Annotated in this window: 14 protein-coding genes and 1 riboswitch; of the genes, 2 read left to right on the forward strand and 12 right to left on the reverse strand. The window is 61.3% G+C overall.

Annotation, left to right across the window (positions count from 1 at the left end):
* Positions 1-79: 79 nt before the first annotated feature.
* From parC to PMI31_RS06255, 8 genes are all read right to left on the reverse strand, one after another.
* Entirely contained in the window at positions 80-2,347 is a 2,268-nt protein-coding gene (parC, locus tag PMI31_RS06220) for a DNA topoisomerase IV subunit A (protein WP_008016917.1), read from the reverse strand.
* Between the two features lie 7 nt (positions 2,348-2,354).
* Positions 2,355-2,879, reverse strand: a complete 525-nt coding sequence (locus PMI31_RS06225; protein WP_008016918.1) for a retropepsin-like aspartic protease family protein — start codon at positions 2,877-2,879, stop codon at positions 2,355-2,357.
* Entirely contained in the window at positions 2,876-3,865 is a 990-nt protein-coding gene (locus PMI31_RS06230) for an esterase-like activity of phytase family protein (protein ID WP_008016920.1), read from the reverse strand. Before PMI31_RS06230 ends, PMI31_RS06225 begins: the two co-directional genes overlap by 4 nt.
* Positions 3,865-5,769 (reverse strand): DNA topoisomerase IV subunit B, encoded by a 1,905-nt coding sequence (parE, locus tag PMI31_RS06235; protein ID WP_008016922.1) that lies wholly within the window; start codon positions 5,767-5,769, stop codon positions 3,865-3,867. The genes PMI31_RS06230 and parE overlap by 1 nt, the downstream gene beginning before the upstream one ends.
* A 56-nt stretch (positions 5,770-5,825) precedes the next feature.
* Positions 5,826-6,434 carry a YqiA/YcfP family alpha/beta fold hydrolase gene (locus tag PMI31_RS06240; RefSeq protein WP_008016923.1) on the reverse strand — a complete coding sequence of 203 codons (609 nt, stop codon included), beginning with the start codon at positions 6,432-6,434 and terminating at the stop codon, positions 5,826-5,828.
* Positions 6,435-6,629: 195 nt separating this feature from the next.
* Entirely contained in the window at positions 6,630-7,445 is an 816-nt protein-coding gene (gene cpdA, locus PMI31_RS06245) for a 3',5'-cyclic-AMP phosphodiesterase (protein WP_008016924.1), read from the reverse strand.
* A 112-nt stretch (positions 7,446-7,557) separates the two neighbouring features.
* A complete protein-coding gene (locus PMI31_RS06250) occupies positions 7,558-8,010 on the reverse strand; it encodes a DUF1249 domain-containing protein (RefSeq protein WP_007977461.1) in 453 nt (150 codons plus the stop codon).
* On the reverse strand, positions 8,001-8,618 hold the full coding sequence (locus PMI31_RS06255) for an NUDIX domain-containing protein (RefSeq protein ID WP_008016925.1): 618 nt from the start codon (positions 8,616-8,618) through the stop codon (positions 8,001-8,003). The genes PMI31_RS06250 and PMI31_RS06255 overlap by 10 nt, the downstream gene beginning before the upstream one ends.
* A gap of 225 nt (positions 8,619-8,843) precedes the next feature.
* Here PMI31_RS06255 and PMI31_RS06260 point away from each other — a divergent pair, with 225 nt between their 5' ends.
* Positions 8,844-9,590: an RsiV family protein gene (locus tag PMI31_RS06260; RefSeq protein ID WP_008016926.1), complete on the forward strand. Its 747-nt coding sequence runs from the start codon at positions 8,844-8,846 to the stop codon at positions 9,588-9,590.
* Here the strand turns inward: PMI31_RS06260 and cytX are convergent.
* Both cytX and thiC read right to left on the reverse strand, forming a co-directional pair.
* Positions 9,559-10,851 (reverse strand): putative hydroxymethylpyrimidine transporter CytX, encoded by a 1,293-nt coding sequence (cytX, locus tag PMI31_RS06265; RefSeq protein ID WP_043302240.1) that lies wholly within the window; start codon positions 10,849-10,851, stop codon positions 9,559-9,561. The two genes, PMI31_RS06260 and cytX, sit on opposite strands and share 32 nt — an antisense overlap.
* Positions 10,852-10,988: 137 nt before the next feature.
* The gene (thiC, locus tag PMI31_RS06270) at positions 10,989-12,878 is read right to left on the reverse strand and encodes a phosphomethylpyrimidine synthase ThiC (protein ID WP_008016928.1); all 1,890 of its coding nucleotides are present in this window, start codon (positions 12,876-12,878) and stop codon (positions 10,989-10,991) included.
* 164 nt (positions 12,879-13,042) lie between these two features.
* A riboswitch (TPP riboswitch) is annotated at positions 13,043-13,148 on the reverse strand.
* A gap of 205 nt (positions 13,149-13,353) precedes the next feature.
* On the opposite strand from thiC, the gene PMI31_RS06275 reads away from it, so the two are divergent.
* Positions 13,354-14,793, forward strand: coding sequence for a TolC family outer membrane protein (locus PMI31_RS06275; RefSeq protein ID WP_008016929.1), 1,440 nt, complete (start codon positions 13,354-13,356; stop codon positions 14,791-14,793).
* Between the two features lie 83 nt (positions 14,794-14,876).
* On the opposite strand, the gene waaA is transcribed toward PMI31_RS06275, so the two are convergent.
* On the reverse strand, positions 14,877-16,154 hold the full coding sequence (gene waaA / locus PMI31_RS06280) for a lipid IV(A) 3-deoxy-D-manno-octulosonic acid transferase (protein ID WP_008016930.1): 1,278 nt from the start codon (positions 16,152-16,154) through the stop codon (positions 14,877-14,879).
* 11 nt (positions 16,155-16,165) lie between these two features.
* Complete coding sequence (locus tag PMI31_RS06285; protein WP_177323555.1) at positions 16,166-17,068, reverse strand: LysR family transcriptional regulator; 903 nt, start codon at positions 17,066-17,068, stop codon at positions 16,166-16,168.
* Between the last annotated feature and the right edge of the window lie 53 nt (positions 17,069-17,121).

Below are 17,121 nucleotides of genomic sequence, written 5' to 3' on the forward strand. Positions count from 1 at the left end.
CATCCGTGAATATGCGTTCCGACTCCAGCGCAAAGCGCCGAACTACGGGTTAAATCGTAGTTCGGCGCTTCTAAGTCGCCTAATTGAGGTTTTCGACGAGCAGCGCATCGACCCTCTGGAAGCCACGCGGCAACTTGTTGCCCCGGCGACCGCGCTCACCCTTGTAGTGTTCGAGGTCGTCCGCTTTCAGCGACAAGGTACGTTTCCCGGCCTGCAACACCAGCGTTGCACCGTCCGGTAATACGGCGATGTCCGTCACATACTCTTCGCGACTGGCCACTCGTTCACCAGGAATCCCGATGATCTTGTTGCCTTTGCCCTTACCTAATTGTGGCAGGTCGCTGATCTTGAAGATCAGCAGGCGACCTTCGGTCGTCACCGACGCCAGCCAGTTCTGCTCACGATCGGCCACGGGACGCGGCAGCATGACTTTGGCATTGTTCGGTAGGCTCAACAAGGCCTTGCCTGCCTTGTTCTTGGCCTGCAGGTCTTCACCCTTGACCACGAAACCGTAACCGGCGTCGGAGGCGATCACGTACAGCGCATCGTCTTCCGGCATCAGCACGCATTCGAAACTCGCCCCCGGCGGCGGCGTCAGGCGGCCGGTCAGCGGCTCGCCCTGGCCACGGGCCGACGGCAAGGTGTGGGCAGCCACCGAATAGCTGCGACCGGTGGAGTCGATAAACACGGCAAACTGGTTGGAGCGCCCGGCTGCCAGGGCCTTGAAACCGTCCCCGGCCTTGTAGGAAAGCCCGGTGGCATCGATCTCGTGGCCTTTGGCGGAGCGAATCCAGCCTTTTTCCGACAGCACGACCGTCACTTTCTCGTTCGGCAGCAGATCGTGCTCGGTCAGGGCCTTGGCCTCGGCGCGCTCGACAATAGGCGACCGGCGGTCATCACCGTAGGTTTCAGCGTCCTTGATCAGTTCGCTGCGCACCAGTTTTTTCAACTTGGCTTCGCTGCTCAGCAGAGCTTGCAGCTTGGCTTGTTCCTTGAGCAGTTCATCCTGCTCGGCACGCAGCTTCATCTCTTCCAGCCGCGCCAACTGGCGCAGACGGGTGTCGAGGATGTAGTCGGCCTGGATTTCGCTCAGGGCGAAGCGTTCGATCAGCCTGGCCCGTGGAAACTCCTCGGTGCGGATGATGTGGATCACTTCATCCAGGTTGAGGTAGGCAATCAACAAACCGTCCAACAGGTGCAGGCGACGCTCGACCTTGTCGAGGCGGAATTGCAGGCGACGACGCACGGTCTGCACCCGGAACTCCAGCCACTCGACCAGCAGCGCGCGTAGATTTTTCAGCTGCGGCTTGCCATCCAGGCCAATGATGTTGATGTTGACCCGGTAGCTCGACTCCAGCTCGGTGCTGGCGAACAGGTGCTGCATCAGCGCATCGTGGTCGAAGTTTTTCCGGGCGCCCGGAATGATCACGATCCGGCACGGGTTTTCGTGGTCGGACTCGTCACGCAGGTCGGCAATTTGCGGTGCCTTGGACGGCTTGGCCTGCATCATCGCGGCAATCTGTTCCAGCACCTTGGCGCCCGAAACCTGATGCGGCAGTGCGGTGACGATGATGTCGCCGTCTTCGATGTGATACACGGCGCGCATGCGCACGGAACCGCGACCGGTTTCGTAGATTTTCAGCAGGTCGGCGCGCGGGGTGATGATTTCCGCTTCGGTCGGGTAGTCCGGGCCCTGGATGTGTTCACAGAGCTGTTCGACCGTGGCCTTGGGTTCGTCGAGCAAGCGCACGCAGGCAGTAGCGACTTCGCGCAGGTTGTGCGGCGGAACGTCGGTGGCCATACCCACGGCGATACCGGTGGTGCCGTTGAGCAGAATGTTCGGCAGACGGGCTGGCAAGACCAGCGGCTCGTCCAGCGTGCCGTCGAAGTTCGGCCCCCAGTCCGCCGTGCCCTGGCCCAGCTCACTGAGCAGCACTTCGGAATAACGCGACAGCCGCGCTTCGGTGTAACGCATGGCGGCGAAGGACTTGGGATCATCCGGCGCACCCCAGTTGCCCTGGCCGTCGACCAGCGTGTAGCGGTAGCTGAACGGCTGGGCCATCAGCACCATGGCTTCGTAGCAAGCCGAGTCGCCGTGGGGGTGGAACTTACCGAGCACGTCACCGACGGTACGCGCCGACTTCTTGTGCTTGGAATCGGCGTCCAGCCCCAGCTCGCTCATGGCGTAGACGATACGCCGCTGTACCGGTTTCAGACCGTCGCCGATATGCGGCAAGGCACGGTCCATGATCACGTACATGGAGTAATTGAGGTAGGCATTTTCGGTGAAGTCAGCCAGTGACCGGCGTTCTACACCGTCCAGGCTGAGATCAAGGGAGTCGCTCATGCGGGCCTCATCGGTTCGTTGTCTGGCGCAGCAGCATGGTGCCACCGCGCTGGGTAAATTCAAGTTTGTTCAGTGCGCTCATGCCGAGCAGCACCTGATTGCCATTCAGCCCCGGCGCCACCAGTGCACGCACGTCATGCAGCACGATGTCGCCCAGTTGCAGGCGTTCGATACGGGTGCGATAGCCCTGGCTCAGGCCATTGGCCGTGCTCAGGGTCACGCCGAAACCTTCCTCGAGCTTCAAGCGCTTGGCCACGTCTGCCGGGATCGACACGTCGGTCGCTCCGGTGTCGAGCATGAAGTCCACCGGCTGGCCGTTGATCTGGCCGCTGGCAACGAAATGCCCCTGCACATTGCTGACCAGCTTCACTTCAATGAAACCTTCGCCCTGCTCCGAACTGACCACCACATTCGGATTTTGCTGACGCGCCTCCCACTGGCCGAAAAATCGCGTGGCCAGAAACAGCGCCGCACACCAGGCCAGCACCATAAACACCCGGCCGATGCGTTGACCCGGCGATTGTTGACTCATGGCTTGGCACTCCAGCCACCTTCCGGTGCAGCAAAGCGCCAGACCACCGGACGCACTTCACCATCGGCGCGCGGGCCAAAGTTATTGTCGACACCGATCCAGGCGCCATCGGCATCCACGATCAACGCTTCTTCCAGCCCGTAGTCCTTTGGATAACGACGGTTGTCCTGCAACAACTCGGCGGCGTACGACCAGCAGCGCTCGACCTTGGCCGTCTGCGGATCCCGGCGACAGATCTGGTAGGCATTGCGTTCAAGGGTGAACAGCTTGCCGTCGAACAGCGACAGGTCAGAGAAGTCCCGCGGCACAGCTTTGGCGTGGGAAAACTGCTCGGGCTGCATTTCCATGCCCGCCTCGCTCAGCAATACACAGCCACCGTCGCAATCCCACACTGTCTGTTTGCGCTTGATCATCAACAGTCCGCGACCTTGACGTTCGGCGGCGAGCCACATCTGATCGCCCGCCGGATTGATCGCCAGCCCTTCGAACAGTGCGTTGAATTGCAACAACAGACCACTGGCCCGCGCCTCGCGAACCAGCATCGGCGAAATCTTCAGCCAGGAGGCAGGCCCCGTTGGCGGCACTTGCAGGACAGCGGCATGGCCCTCACTGACCACGTAGCGATTACCGGCGCTGTCGCAGGTGATGCCTTCGAAGTCCAGATCGCCGCCACGCACGAACGAAGCCCCCCAGACACGAGACTTCAGCCCCCAAGGCAAGCCGCTGTCAGGCACCGGCGGTACATCAATGTGCACCGCTTCGGCCTGCCAGGCAGATTCGCGGGTATCCAGGCGATAGATCTGATCATCGTCGCGGTCGGAAACCGCCCACAGATCATTGCCGCACTGCGCCAGCCCGGACAGGTTGCCGCCGCGCATGCCGTCCACGACATGCCCGGACAACAGGCGCAACTGTGGCGCCGGCCCGGCGCAGACCGTGATCGATGTCAGCAGCAACCCACAGGCCAGGGCAAAGCCCAGACGCATCAGCCCAGAACCTCGGCCAGGTTGCCCTTGGATTCCAGCCAGTTCTTGCGGTCACCGGCGCGTTTCTTCGCCAGCAGCATGTCCATGATTTCCGCAGTCGCCTCGAAATCATCCAGGGTCAGTTGCACCAGACGCCGGGTGTTCGGGTCCATGGTGGTTTCACGCAACTGCGGCGGGTTCATTTCACCCAGACCCTTGAATCGCGTGACCTGCGGCTTGCCGCGCTTCTTCTCGGCCACCAGGCGATCGAGGATGCCGTCGCGCTCGGCTTCATCCAGGGCGTAGTAGATTTCCTTGCCCAGGTCGATGCGGTACAGCGGCGGCATGGCCACATAAACGTGACCGGCATCCACCAGCGCGCGGAAATGCTGGACGAACAACGCGCACAACAAGGTTGCGATGTGCAGACCGTCGGAGTCGGCGTCGGCGAGAATGCAGATCTTGCCGTAGCGCAGTTGGCTCATGTCGGCCGCGCCCGGATCGACACCGATCGCTACGGCGATGTTGTGCACTTCCTGGCTGGCCAACACTTCGCTGCCGTCGACTTCCCAGGTGTTCAGGATCTTGCCGCGCAACGGCAGAATCGCCTGGAACTCTTTGTCCCGCGCCTGCTTGGCCGAGCCGCCGGCGGAGTCACCTTCCACCAGGAACAGTTCGGAACGCATCGGGTCCTGCCCGGCACAGTCGGCCAGTTTGCCCGGCAGCGCCGGGCCTTGGGTAATGCGTTTACGCTCGACCTTCTTGCTCGCCTTGAGGCGACGGCCGGCGTTGTTGATCGCCAATTCCGCCAGCAGCATGCCGGTTTCCGGGTTGGCGTTGAGCCACAGGCTGAACGCGTCCTTGACCACACCGGAGACAAACGCCGCCGCTTCACGGGACGACAGACGCTCTTTGGTCTGGCCGGAGAATTGCGGCTCCTGCATCTTCATCGACAATACGAAGGCAATGCGTTCCCAGACGTCCTCCGGCGCCAGCTTCACGCCGCGCGGCAACAGGCTGCGGAATTCGCAGAATTCACGCATGGCGTCGAGCAGGCCCTGACGCAAACCGTTGACGTGAGTGCCGCCCTGGGCCGTAGGGATCAGGTTGACGTAGCTTTCCTGGACCGCGTCGCCACCTTCCGGCAGCCACAGCAGCGCCCAATCCACCGCTTCCTTGTTACCGGCCAGGCTGCCGCAGAATGGCTCGTCCGGCAGGCGCTCGAATTCGCTGACCGCATCCACCAGGTAGGAACGCAGGCCGTCTTCGTAATGCCATTCGACTTTCTCGCCGGTGGCCTTGTCTTCAAAGCTGACCAACAGCCCCGGGCACAACACGGCCTTGGCCTTGAGCACGTGCTTGAGGCGGCTGATGGAGAATTTAGGGGAGTCGAAGTATTTTGGATCCGGCGCGAAGAACACGCTGGTTCCGGTGTTGCGCTTGCCGACAGTGCCGACGATTTCCAGCTCGGTGGCCTTGTAGCCATCCTTGAAGGTCATCTGGTATTCGTTGCCGTCACGCTTGACCCGCACCCGCACTTCGGTGGACAAGGCGTTGACCACGGAAATGCCCACCCCGTGCAAACCGCCGGAGAACTGGTAGTTCTTGTTGGAGAACTTGCCGCCAGCATGAAGCTTGGTGAGGATCAACTCGACGCCCGACACACCTTCCTCGGGGTGAATGTCCACCGGCATGCCACGGCCGTCATCGCTGACTTCCAGGGAATGGTCGGCATGCAGGATCACCTGCACCGATCTGGCATGCCCGGCCAAGGCTTCGTCGACACTGTTGTCGATGACTTCCTGGGCGAGGTGGTTCGGCCGACTGGTGTCGGTGTACATGCCGGGGCGCTTGCGCACCGGGTCGAGGCCCGAGAGGACTTCGATGGCGTCTGCGTTATAAGAGCTAGCGCTGGGAGTGGCCATGGGGTCTCGTCGTCAGTGTTGCGTGAAAAAAGAAATCCATGAAAACAGGCATCGCATCAAAGCGATGTGAAATCAATTGCCTGATACAAATCAGCGCCAATGCCGGCAAAACTCAGCATGGCCGGCAATCGCGCGGCAAAACCCTGGAAACCGTGGTCGCCGCCGGCCTGGATACGCAAGGCGCATGCCCGGTAATACTGCTGGGCGAGGCGATAGTCCAGCGTTTCGTCTGCTGTCTGCAACCATACCTGATAACGCTGCGGTTCCTGGGGCGCCGGCACTTCCAGCTCGGCCAGGGCCGCCACGTGGTCGCGGGTCAATTCCCACGTCTCTTCGGTATACAGGTTTTTCTGCGTCCCAAGATGGCCGTCGAACATCCGGTGCGGGCTGACGGCAGGGTTGATCAGCAGGGCTTTCAAGCCAAGGCGCTCGGCCAGGTGAGTGGCATAGTAGCCGCCGAGCGAGCTGCCGACCAGCAGTGGCCGCCCCAGCTCGGCAATCGCCCGTTCCAGCTGCGCGATAGCCTGGCGCGGGTGATGGTGCAGCGCCGGAACGCGCAAATGTTCGCTCAGGCCCAGACGCTCCATCACCTCGATCAACTGGCAAGCCTTCTTCGACAACGGCGAGCTGTTGAAGCCGTGGATATAAAGGATCGAACCGGACATTTGAGTTCCCTGGACGTCGGCTAAAGAGGCGGAGTTTACAGGGACTTGGGGGGTGTTGGGCCAGCATCCATGGAAATGAACGTCTCCCTGCAGGAGCTGGCTTGCCAGCGAAGGTGGACTGTCAATCAACATAAATATTGAATGGGACGGCCTCTTCGCTGGCAAGCCAGCTCCTACAAAGGCGCAGAAATAGGATCAGTAACCGTTGGAACCGTAATCCACGGTGAAATCGAACCCGGTGACCCGCTCAACACCGGTTTCCAGCCGTCCATCGGGCAGCAGTCGCAACCAGCGATACCCCGGCGCTTGCTCTGCGACCTTGAAATCCTCGCTGCCCGGCTCGAACTGGATGCAGGTCGAGGGCGAGGCGAGCAGACGCACGCCGTTACGCAATTGGTCGATTTCCTGATGCACATGCCCCCACAACACCGCGCGCACCTGTGGAAAACGGTCCAGCACGGCGAACAGCGCCTCGGGATTGCGCAAGCCGATCGGTTCCATCCAGGCACAACCAATGGACACCGGATGATGGTGGAAACACACCAGATGATGGCGCTCCGGCGCTTCGCTCAACGAGCGGGCGAGCAACTGCAACTGTTCGTCCTGCAGATAACCCGGCACCGAGCCGGGCACCGCCGAATCGAGCAATGTGACCCGCCAGTTGCCGATATCCACCACCGGCTCAAGCAAAGCACTCTGCACCGCCGCCTCAGCCATGATCTGCGGTTCATCGTGATTGCCGGGAATCCAGCGCGCCGGCGCATCGAGTTGGCGCGTCATGTCGCGAAATTGCCGGTAGGACTCCAGCGTCCCGTCCTGGGACAGATCGCCCGTGGCCAGGATCAAGTCAATCCGCGGCTGCTGCGCGCGCACCAGCTCGATGACCTTTTGCAGGCTGTCGCGGGTGTTCATGCCCAGCAACGCGCGGTCCGCTTCGGCAAACAGATGGCTGTCGGAGAGTTGCACCAGCAACGCCGGATCGGCGGTGGTCAATGTGGATACGCTCGGCAAGGCGTTCTCCCAGGGCGTGATCACGGGGATGGGTAAGTGCCGCAATTATGCTGGGGGATGACCGAAAGGGGAAACTGTTGAACCTGACGCAGTTCACAACTGCGTTGCTCGCTCAACGGACAACTTCGTACTCATGCCCCAGCGCCAGGCAATGGCTCAGCCATTCGCCCAGAAACATGTTCAGTTGGGCCTTTTCGTCCGGCTGGTGCATCGAGGCGTTCGGGTAAGGATAGATGCCGCGAAAGCGTCGCGCATGTTCGGCGCTGACCACTTCGGCCATGCGCGCGTCGTGATAGACCTGTACTTCCAGTTGCGGCACCGGCAGCCACGGCAGACTGTGCTCCTGACGCACTTGCAGGGTCGTGGTGTAAGGACAGGTCAGCAACACTTCCAGCGCCAGCACACCCAGCATCTGGTCGCCATGGGTCACGGCGATGCGCCGCGCGGCCGGCTCGCTGCGCATGTCCGGCAGCAGTCGCATCAGGCGCGCGTAATTCGCCTCGCAGGACGCTTGCAGCCCCACCAGGTCCACCCGATAGCGATCGCGCAGCTTGTTTACGACCATAACCCCCTCACTTCAACGCGGTTCAAAGCCAGCCATTGCAAGGCAATGATGCTCGCCGCGTTGGCAATACGCCCGTCGCGCACGGCTTGCAGGGCATCTTCGAAAGCCCAGACCGTTACGCGGATGTCTTCTGCCTCTTCCTCCAGCCCATGCAGGCCGCCCACCCCGGTAGTGTCACAGCGCCCCAGGTACAAATGCACGAATTCGTTGCTGCCGCCCGGCGATGGAAAGTATTTGAGCATCGGCCAGAGTGCCCCGATCACAAGCCCAGCTTCCTCCTGCGCTTCGCGGTGAGCAACTGCTTCCGGTACTTCATCCTTGTCGATCAGACCAGCGACCAGTTCGATCAGCCAGGGGTTGTCGGTCTTGCCCATGGCACCGACGCGAAACTGCTCGATCAGCACCACTTCATCGCGCTGCGGGTCGTAAGGCAGCATGCATACCGCGTCATGGCGAACGAACACTTCACGATTGATTTCGCGGCTCATGCCCCCGGCGAACAATTCGTGGCGCAAGTGCACGCGTTCGAGTTTGTAGAAGCCCTCGTAGCACTTTTCGCGCCGCACGATATCAACGGCCGTCGGAATGGCGTTGGCAAAATCCGTCATGACAATCCTCTTTTACTGCAAATCCTGATCGAGGCTGCTTTTTTCCTGGGCCTCGACTTCGCGCCATCCTAACGCGCCCGTGACGTTTGATGCAGCCCCTTTCCCGTCAGCGGGATGGACGGTGAGGGCGAAACCCACTCTAATTAGCTTAGTGGCGAACTGATTGCTTTGTTGAGAGTCGAAGCCGGTATCTTTTTGCCTTCCCCAGTTTCAGAAAGGACGCACATGTCGCTTTTCAAAATCGCCTCCGTGGCCGCTATCGCCCTGACCCTGGGCGCTTGCGCGAGCCTGTTCCAGCCCAACTACCGGACGCCGCTGGAAACCACCCGCGACGCCTCCGAGCAACTCAAGCCCGGTTGCAGCAGCCCGGATTGCCCACTGGTAAACATCGACACCCTGCACTTTCCGGACGAGCCGGCACTGGACAGCATCATCGAAAAACGCCTGCTGCAGATGACCCGCACCTCGCCCGACGCACCGGTCGCGCCGACCCTGGCAGCCTATCGCGAAGAGTTTTTGCGCACCGCCGGCCCGCGCAACAGCAGCTATCTGCAAGCGAAGGTACGCGAGCAGCATGACGGCTTGGTGATCGTCGAATTATCCAGCTACCTGGACACCGGCGGCGCCCATGGCACGCCAGGCCGGGGTTTTATCAACTATTCGCGCCAGCAACATAAAGTGCTGACGCTGTCGGACATGCTGGTGCCAGGGCAGGAAGATGCGTTCTGGAAAGCGGCGCAAGTGGCGCACAACAGCTGGTTGATCAGCACCAAACTCGATCAGGAACCGGAGTTCGTGAAGAGCTGGCCGTTCCAGAAAACCCGGAACGTGGCGCTGACCTACGGTGGGGTGATCCTCAAGTACGAAACCAGCAGCATTGCGCCTTACGCGCTGGGCCATGTCGAACTGAAGATCCCCTACCCTCGCCTGAACGGCATCATCAAACCCGAGCTGTTTCCCGGCCGTAACTGAAGGCCCGGCCCAGCACCAGCTGCAGCAACCCTGCCAGGACGAGCGCCGGCAGGGTGGCGCCGACATCCGGGTACAGGTTGGCCAGCAAATGATAGGTGCTGATCCCGCCCAGCCAGGCGAGCAGCGCCGGCCAGCGCAGTGCAGTCGAGGCAACCTGGCCACTGCGCTTGCGCAGGATGAAGTGATCCACCAGCACTACGCCGAACAATGGCGCAAACACCGAACCGATCAGCAGCAGGAAGTTCTGGTACTGGGCCAACGGCGCCAGCAGGGCAATCAACGTGCAGATAACGCCGATAGCCAAGGCCAGATGCTCGACTTTGGCGCGCAACAGAATGCCGCTGGACACCGCCGCCGAGTGAATATCGGCAAAGGCGTTTTCCGATTCGTCCAAAAGAATCAGCAGCAGCGGAATCCCCAGACCAGCCCCGGCCAGTGCCAGCAGCAAGGCATTGACTTCACCGCTCGGCGCGAACGCCAGGGTGTAGGCCACGCCCAGGCTCATCAGCCAGAAATTGCCAATGAAGAAACCGATGGCAGTGCCACCGAAGACGTTTTTCGCCCGCTTGCCGAAGCGCGAATAGTCGGCAATCAGCGGCAACCACGACAGCGGCATGGCAATGGCGATGTCGAAACCCACGGCAAACGGCATCGAACCGTCGCCAGCCTGGGCCCACAACGCAGCCAGGTCGGCCTTGGCGAACAGGTTCCAGGTCAGCCAGGTGCATGCGGCCAGCAGCAGCCAGATGCCCCATTTGCGCAGGATCTGCCGCACGAAAGTCAGCGGACCGCTGACCGCCAGCAAGGTCGCCAGTGCGCCGAAGAACAGTGTCCACAACAGCGGATTGGACAGCAGGCTGCCTTCGCTGAACGCCTTGGCGCCCAACAGGCTGGCGGCATCGCGCATGACGATGATTTCGAACGAACCCCAGCCGATCAATTGCAGCAGGTTCAGCACCGCCGGCAGGCTCGCGCCCTTGGTACCAAGGCTGAGCTTGAGCGCAGCCATCGACGACAGGCCGGTATCGCTGCCGATCACCCCGACCGCCGCCAGCAGCAGAACGCCGACCAGGGTGCCGAGGAAAATCGCCAGCAACGAGCCGGACAGGCCCAGACCTGGCGCGAGCAATGCACCAGTCTGCAAGACCATCAGGCCGATGCCGAGGGAGAACCACAGGGAAAACAGATCGCGGCCGCCGAACACACGCTTGTCGGTCGGCACCGCGATATCGGGGGAGTAAGTGCTGGGTTGAATGCTCAAGGGTGTTATCTCAGAGGGACATTTGTTGTTGTGTGGCTGGTCGCACGCCCTGTAGGAGCCGGCTTGCTGGCGATAGCGGTGCATCTGATGCACCGCGTCGCGATTGATCGCCGGCAAGCCGGCTCCTACAGTTGGCATCAAACCTTCTTGTACAGCTGACTGCCTTCCTGCTTGAAGCGCTCGGCCTGCTCGGCCATGCCCTGTGCGACGTCCACGTCGACCGCTTCGATCCGTTGGTTGGCCGCGTACTCGCGGACTTCCTGGGTGATTTTCATCGAGCAGAACTTCGGCCCGCACATCGAGCAGAAATGCGCGACCTTGGCCGAATCCTTCGGCAGGGTTTCGTCGTGATACGAACGGGCGGTGTCCGGGTCCAGGCCCAGGTTGAACTGGTCTTCCCAACGGAATTCGAAACGCGCCTTGCTCAAGGCATTGTCGCGGATCTGTGCACCCGGATGCCCTTTGGCCAGATCGGCGGCATGCGCGGCGATCTTGTAGGTGATGATCCCGGTCTTCACGTCATCCTTGTTCGGCAGGCCCAAGTGTTCCTTCGGCGTCACGTAGCAAAGCATGGCGCAGCCGAACCAGCCGATCATCGCCGCACCGATGCCGGAGGTGATGTGGTCGTAGCCCGGCGCGATGTCGGTAGTCAGCGGGCCGAGGGTGTAGAACGGCGCCTCGTCGCAGCATTCGAGCTGCTTGTCCATGTTCTCTTTGATCAACTGCATCGGCACGTGGCCCGGGCCTTCGATCATGCACTGCACGTCATGCTTCCAGGCAATCTTGGTCAGCTCGCCGAGGGTTTCCAGTTCGCCGAACTGCGCCTCGTCGTTGGCGTCGGCAATCGAGCCCGGACGCAGGCCATCGCCCAGCGAAAAGCTGACGTCGTAGGCCTTCATGATTTCGCAGATGTCTTCGAAATGGGTGTAGAGGAAGTTCTCTTTGTGGTGTGCCAGGCACCACTTGGCCATGATCGAACCACCACGGGAGACGATGCCGGTGACGCGCTTGGCGGTCATCGGTACGTAGCGCAACAGCACGCCGGCGTGGATGGTGAAATAGTCGACACCCTGCTCGGCCTGTTCGATCAGCGTGTCGCGGAACAGCTCCCAGGTCAGGTCTTCGGCCACGCCGCCGACTTTTTCCAGGGCCTGGTAGATCGGCACGGTACCGATCGGCACCGGCGAGTTGCGGATGATCCACTCGCGGGTTTCGTGGATGTGCTTGCCGGTGGACAGGTCCATGACCGTGTCCGAACCCCAGCGAATGCCCCAGGTCAGTTTCGCCACTTCTTCTTCGATGGACGATCCCAGAGCGCTGTTGCCGATGTTGCCGTTGATCTTCACCAGGAAGTTACGGCCGATGATCATCGGTTCCAGTTCGGTGTGGTTGATGTTGGCCGGAATGATCGCGCGGCCGCGGGCGATTTCGTCACGGACGAATTCAGGGGTGATGATTTTCGGCACGCTGGCGCCGAAGCTGTGGCCGGCGTGTTGCTGGTCCAGCAGGCCGGCGGCGCGGGCCACTTCCAGCTTCATGTTTTCGCGGATGGCGACGTATTCCATCTCGGCGGTGATGATGCCTTTGCGCGCGTAGTGCATCTGGCTGACGTTGGCACCCGGCTTGGCGCGTCGCGGGTTGTTGACGTGAGCGAAGCGCAGCTTGGTCAGCTCCGGATCGGCAAGGCGCTCCTGGCCGAAATTCGAGCTCAGGCCGCTCAGGCGTTCGGTGTCGCCACGGGCTTCGATCCACGGCGAACGCACATCGGCCAGACCTTTGCGTACATCGATGATGACATTGGGGTCGGTGTACGGGCCCGAGGTGTCGTACACCACCACCGGCGCGTTGACCTCGCCGCCGAAGTCGGTCGGCGTCACGTCCAGGCTGATTTCGCGCATCGGCACGAGGATGTCCGGGCGAGTGCCCTGAACATAGATTTTTTGCGAGCGGGTAAACGGCTGAACCGATTGCTGATCGACCTTGGCCGAGTCACTCAAATTGGTTTCGATTTTTGCTTTTGTAGTCATCACGGGCTCTCCAGACAGCATCCAGGCAGTGGATTTTTGTCGGAGCGAACCTGTAAACGAATGGACGCACGGGCGCTGGGAAAACCAGCTGTGCTGTGCTCAGTGCTCGAGGGGTGTTCGATTGTCGAACAACATCCCGGACGAAGCACAAGAGGACTCGCCGGGTGACGAGAAATCTTGTTCCCTACGCAGGCGCTAACCTGATCAGGTTCAACGGGATCCGAAATTATTCGATCTCAGCCTCATAGCAAGGCACCCCGACAAGAACCCGGCCAGTCTAGACACAACTGGCGAAGAACGCCAACCCCACTGCAAACACCATGATGAATGGCGTAATTGCACGCAGTATCAGGATTGTTGCCACCCGAATGCACAACTACACTCGCTACGCTGAGTCGCGCATTGACGCTGTCAACGCAGCGCCTTAGCCTTGGCGCTCAAATTATCTGTGTAATATCAATTCTAGGGAACGTCTATGCTGCGCAAACTCTCACTGGCCCTTGCCGTGTCTTGTGCGACCAATGGAATGGCCTGGGCAGCAGATGTGCCCTTATCGAACAAGACGGACCTCGTCAGCGTTTATCAGGAAGCCGTCAACAACAACGCTGACCTCGCGGCTGCGATCGCCCAATACGGCGCGCAGAAGGAAGTCGTACCCCAGGCCCGCGCCGGGTTGCTGCCGAACCTCTCGGGCGGAGCGAATATTTCCGAGGTGCGTACGTCGCTCGATCAGCCGTCCGCCACCACCAACCGCGATGCTCATTCGTACCAGGCCACCCTGGCGCAACCCTTGTTCCGCGCCGATCGCTGGTTCCAGTTCCAGGCCGCCAAGGAAGTCAACGAACAGGCCGCCCTGCAACTCTCGGCGACCGAGCAGAACCTGATCCTGCAAACCGCTCAAAGCTATTTCAACGTGCTGCGCAGCCAGGACAACCTGGCCTCGACCAAGGCCGAAGAAGCGGCGTTCAAACGCCAGCTCGACCAGTCCAACGAGCGTTTCGATGTCGGCCTCTCGGACAAAACTGACGTATTGAACTCGCAAGCCAGCTACGACACCGCACGCGCCAACCGCATCATTGCCCAGCGCCAGGTGGACGACGCCTTTGAAGCCTTGATCACCCTGACCAACCGCCAGTACAACTCGATCTGGGGCATCAGCCATAACTTGCCGATCCTGCCGCCAGTACCGAACGACGCCAAGGCCTGGGTCGAAACGGCAGGCAGGCAGAACCTCAATCTGTTGGCCAGCAACTATGCCGTCAGCGCCGCCGAACAAACCCTCAAGCAGCGCAAGTCCGGGCACTTGCCAACGGTTGACGCGGTAGCCAAGTACGAGAAAGGCGACAACGACGCACTGGGCTTCAGTAACCCGAACAACCAGCCAATACCCTACGGTGGCAACGTCTCGCAAACGACCGTTGGCCTGCAACTGAACATCCCGATCTACAGCGGTGGCTTGATCAGCTCCCAGGTGCGTCAATCGTATGCACAACTGGACCAGACCGAGCAGCAGCGCGAGTCCCTGCGTCGGCAGGTCGTGGAAAACACCCGCGACCTGCACCGCGCGGTGAACACCGATGTCGAGCAGGTACAGGCGCGCAAGCAATCGATCATCTCCAACCAGAGCGCGGTGGAAGCGACCGAAGTCGGCTATCAGGTGGGTACGCGAAACATCGTCGACGTGCTGGATGCGCAGCGCCAGCTGTACACCTCCGTACGCGACTACAACAACACCCGCTACGACTACATCCTCGACAACCTGCGCCTGAAGCAACAGGCCGGCACGTTGAATCCGGGGGATCTGCAAACCCTGGCACGCTGGCTCAACCCCAACTACAACCCGGACAAGGACTTCCTGCCACCGGATCTGGCCAAGGCTGCGGAGGAGCAGTTGAAAGCGCGACCGGGGCAGTAACAGCAAAAGCTTCGCGAGCAGGCTCGCTCCCACATTCGAAACAAGGTGGGAGCGAGCCTGCTCACGAATGGATACAGCGCGGTCTAGCGGTCGATCAACCGCCCCAACCCGTCCAGCAACCGCTGCAGCGCCCCCTGATTGGTGCGCATCACCTTCAACCCGGCCTCGGCCATGCGCTGCGCATCACGCGGCAGTTCGAACAGCCGCTGCACCGCCACCGCCAGCCCTTCGGCATCCTCCACTTCCTGTAACGCCCCGGCACTGCGCAACTGCGTGGCGATTTCGAGGAAGTTGAAAAGATGCGGCCCACTCAACACCGGCTTGGCGAGGGCTGCCGGCTCCAGCAGATTATGCCCGCCATTCGGCACCAGGCTGCCGCCGACGAAGGCACTGTCAGCCAGGGCGTAGAGAAACAGCAACTCGCCCATGGTGTCGCCCAGCAGCACTGAAGTATTCGCATTGACCGCATCGCCGCTGGAACGCCGGACCGTGGCAAAACCTTGTTGCTGGCACAACCCGTACACCGAATTGAAGCGCTCAGGATGACGCGGCACCAGAATCAGCAAGGCATCAGGGTGATTGGCCAACAACTGACGATGGGCCGCCAGCACGACCTCGTCTTCACCCTCATGGGTACTGGCCGCGATCCACACTGGTCGCTCCAGCGCCTGCCATTGCCCGCGCAATTGGCTGGCGCGCTCAAGCAGTTGTGGGTCGATGGTCAGGTCGAACTTGATCGAACCGGTCACTTCGACGGTTTCCGCCCACGCGCCCAGGTCGCGAAAGCGTTGGGCTTCGGCTTCGGTCTGCACCGCGAACAGGCTCATCTCGGCCAGCATCGGCTGGGTCAGCTTGCGGAACCGGCCGTAGCCTTTGGCCGAACGCTCGGACAGTCGCGCATTGGCCAACGCCACCGGAATCCCGCGTTTGGCACATTGATGGATATGGTTGGGCCACAGTTCGGTTTCCATGATCACCGCCAATTTCGGCTGGACCCGATCAAGGAAGCGCCGGGCGGCGCAAGGCAGGTCGTAAGGCAGATAACAGTGCTGGATGCGCGGCTCATTGGCGAACAGGGCCTGGATCCGTTCCGAACCGGTCGGCGTCATGCAGGTCACGGTGATCGGCAGATTCGGATAACGCGCCAGCAAGGCGCGGATCATCGGTGCGGCAGCAATGCTTTCGCCCACCGACACGGCGTGCACCCAGATGCCGCCCGGTTTCATCGCCGGCATCCCATAGGAGAAGCGTTCGCCGATGCGTCTGGCATACGCCGGCGCCTTGCGCGCGCGCAGCCAAAGCCGAATCGCTACCAATGGCAGCCCCAGATAAAACAGCGCGGTGTAGAGAGTTCTATTCATGGCGGCGGAGTTTATCGGCTTTTTTCGCCAATCGCCTGCAAGTGCACGGCAAAACGTTCGGCGAGCCAGCGCGCGGCCAGACCGAGCGGTTCATCCCGGCGCCATACCAGCTCCACCACCAGGGCTGGCGGGGTCCATTCGCTCGCCAGTTCGACCATCTGATTCTGATAAGTCGGGTACTGCACCACGTGGCGTGGCAACCAGGCCCAGCCGAGGCCGCGCACCAACCATTCGGCCATCACATAGAAACTGTCGGCGCGCCAGACTTGCGGGCTGGCGGGATCACTGCCGGGATAAATGCTCGACTCCGTGGACATCAGCAACTGCCGATGTTGCGCCAGTTGCTGGCCGTCCACTGAGCCTTTGCGCGCCAACGGATGATCCTTGCCGCACACCGTGACCATTTCCACGCTGCCCAGTACCCGCCGCTCAAGTGCCTCGGGAATCTGATCGTGAAAGAACAGCAGCCCCAGATCGGCGCGCCGCTCCACCAGCTTACGCGCGACATCGCCTTGGGCGGCGCTGGTCAGTTGCACTTCAAGGCTGGGGAATTTTTCCGCCAGGGCCTCGAAGCTTTCGATGATCGGCTGATACGGCATCGCTTCATCCTGCGCCACACGCAGTCGTGCCTCCTGCCCGCGCATCATCGCCAAGGCCCGGCCGTTGAGTCGTTCGCACTGGCGCAATACTTCCCGCGCTTCATCCAGCAACGCCGTGCCGGCTTCGGTGAGTTTCGGTTGCCGGCCGCTGCTGCGGTCGAACAGGCTGACGCCCAGGTCTTCTTCCAGCAACGCTATCGAACTGCTGACCGCCGACTGCGCCTTGCGCTGGTCCCGCGCCACGGCAGAAAACGAACGCTGCTCCGCTACGCGCACAAACAACCGCAGCTGCTCCAGATTCCATTGCATGCTCATGGCTCAACCCATCTTCTATACAGATAGGTAATGACTTTACCGCATCTGGCAAC

The sequence above is a fragment of the Pseudomonas sp. GM55 genome, from assembly GCF_000282395.1.
GTDB lineage: Bacteria > Pseudomonadota > Gammaproteobacteria > Pseudomonadales > Pseudomonadaceae > Aquipseudomonas > Aquipseudomonas fluorescens_CC.

Coding starts and splice junctions, on each gene's coding strand:
- parC (WP_008016917.1), bottom strand. CDS start 2,347: ATGAGCGACTCCCTTGATCTCAGCCTGGACGGTGTAGAACGCCGGTCA.
- PMI31_RS06250 (WP_007977461.1), bottom strand. CDS start 8,010: ATGGTCGTAAACAAGCTGCGCGATCGCTATCGGGTGGACCTGGTGGGG.
- PMI31_RS06260 (WP_008016926.1), top strand. CDS start 8,844: ATGTCGCTTTTCAAAATCGCCTCCGTGGCCGCTATCGCCCTGACCCTG.
- PMI31_RS06240 (WP_008016923.1), bottom strand. CDS start 6,434: ATGTCCGGTTCGATCCTTTATATCCACGGCTTCAACAGCTCGCCGTTG.
- PMI31_RS06230 (WP_008016920.1), bottom strand. CDS start 3,865: ATGCGTCTGGGCTTTGCCCTGGCCTGTGGGTTGCTGCTGACATCGATC.
- thiC (WP_008016928.1), bottom strand. CDS start 12,878: ATGACTACAAAAGCAAAAATCGAAACCAATTTGAGTGACTCGGCCAAG.
- parE (WP_008016922.1), bottom strand. CDS start 5,769: ATGGCCACTCCCAGCGCTAGCTCTTATAACGCAGACGCCATCGAAGTC.
- PMI31_RS06275 (WP_008016929.1), top strand. CDS start 13,354: ATGCTGCGCAAACTCTCACTGGCCCTTGCCGTGTCTTGTGCGACCAAT.
- PMI31_RS06285 (WP_177323555.1), bottom strand. CDS start 17,068: ATGAGCATGCAATGGAATCTGGAGCAGCTGCGGTTGTTTGTGCGCGTA.
- waaA (WP_008016930.1), bottom strand. CDS start 16,154: ATGAATAGAACTCTCTACACCGCGCTGTTTTATCTGGGGCTGCCATTG.
- PMI31_RS06225 (WP_008016918.1), bottom strand. CDS start 2,879: ATGAGTCAACAATCGCCGGGTCAACGCATCGGCCGGGTGTTTATGGTG.
- PMI31_RS06255 (WP_008016925.1), bottom strand. CDS start 8,618: ATGACGGATTTTGCCAACGCCATTCCGACGGCCGTTGATATCGTGCGG.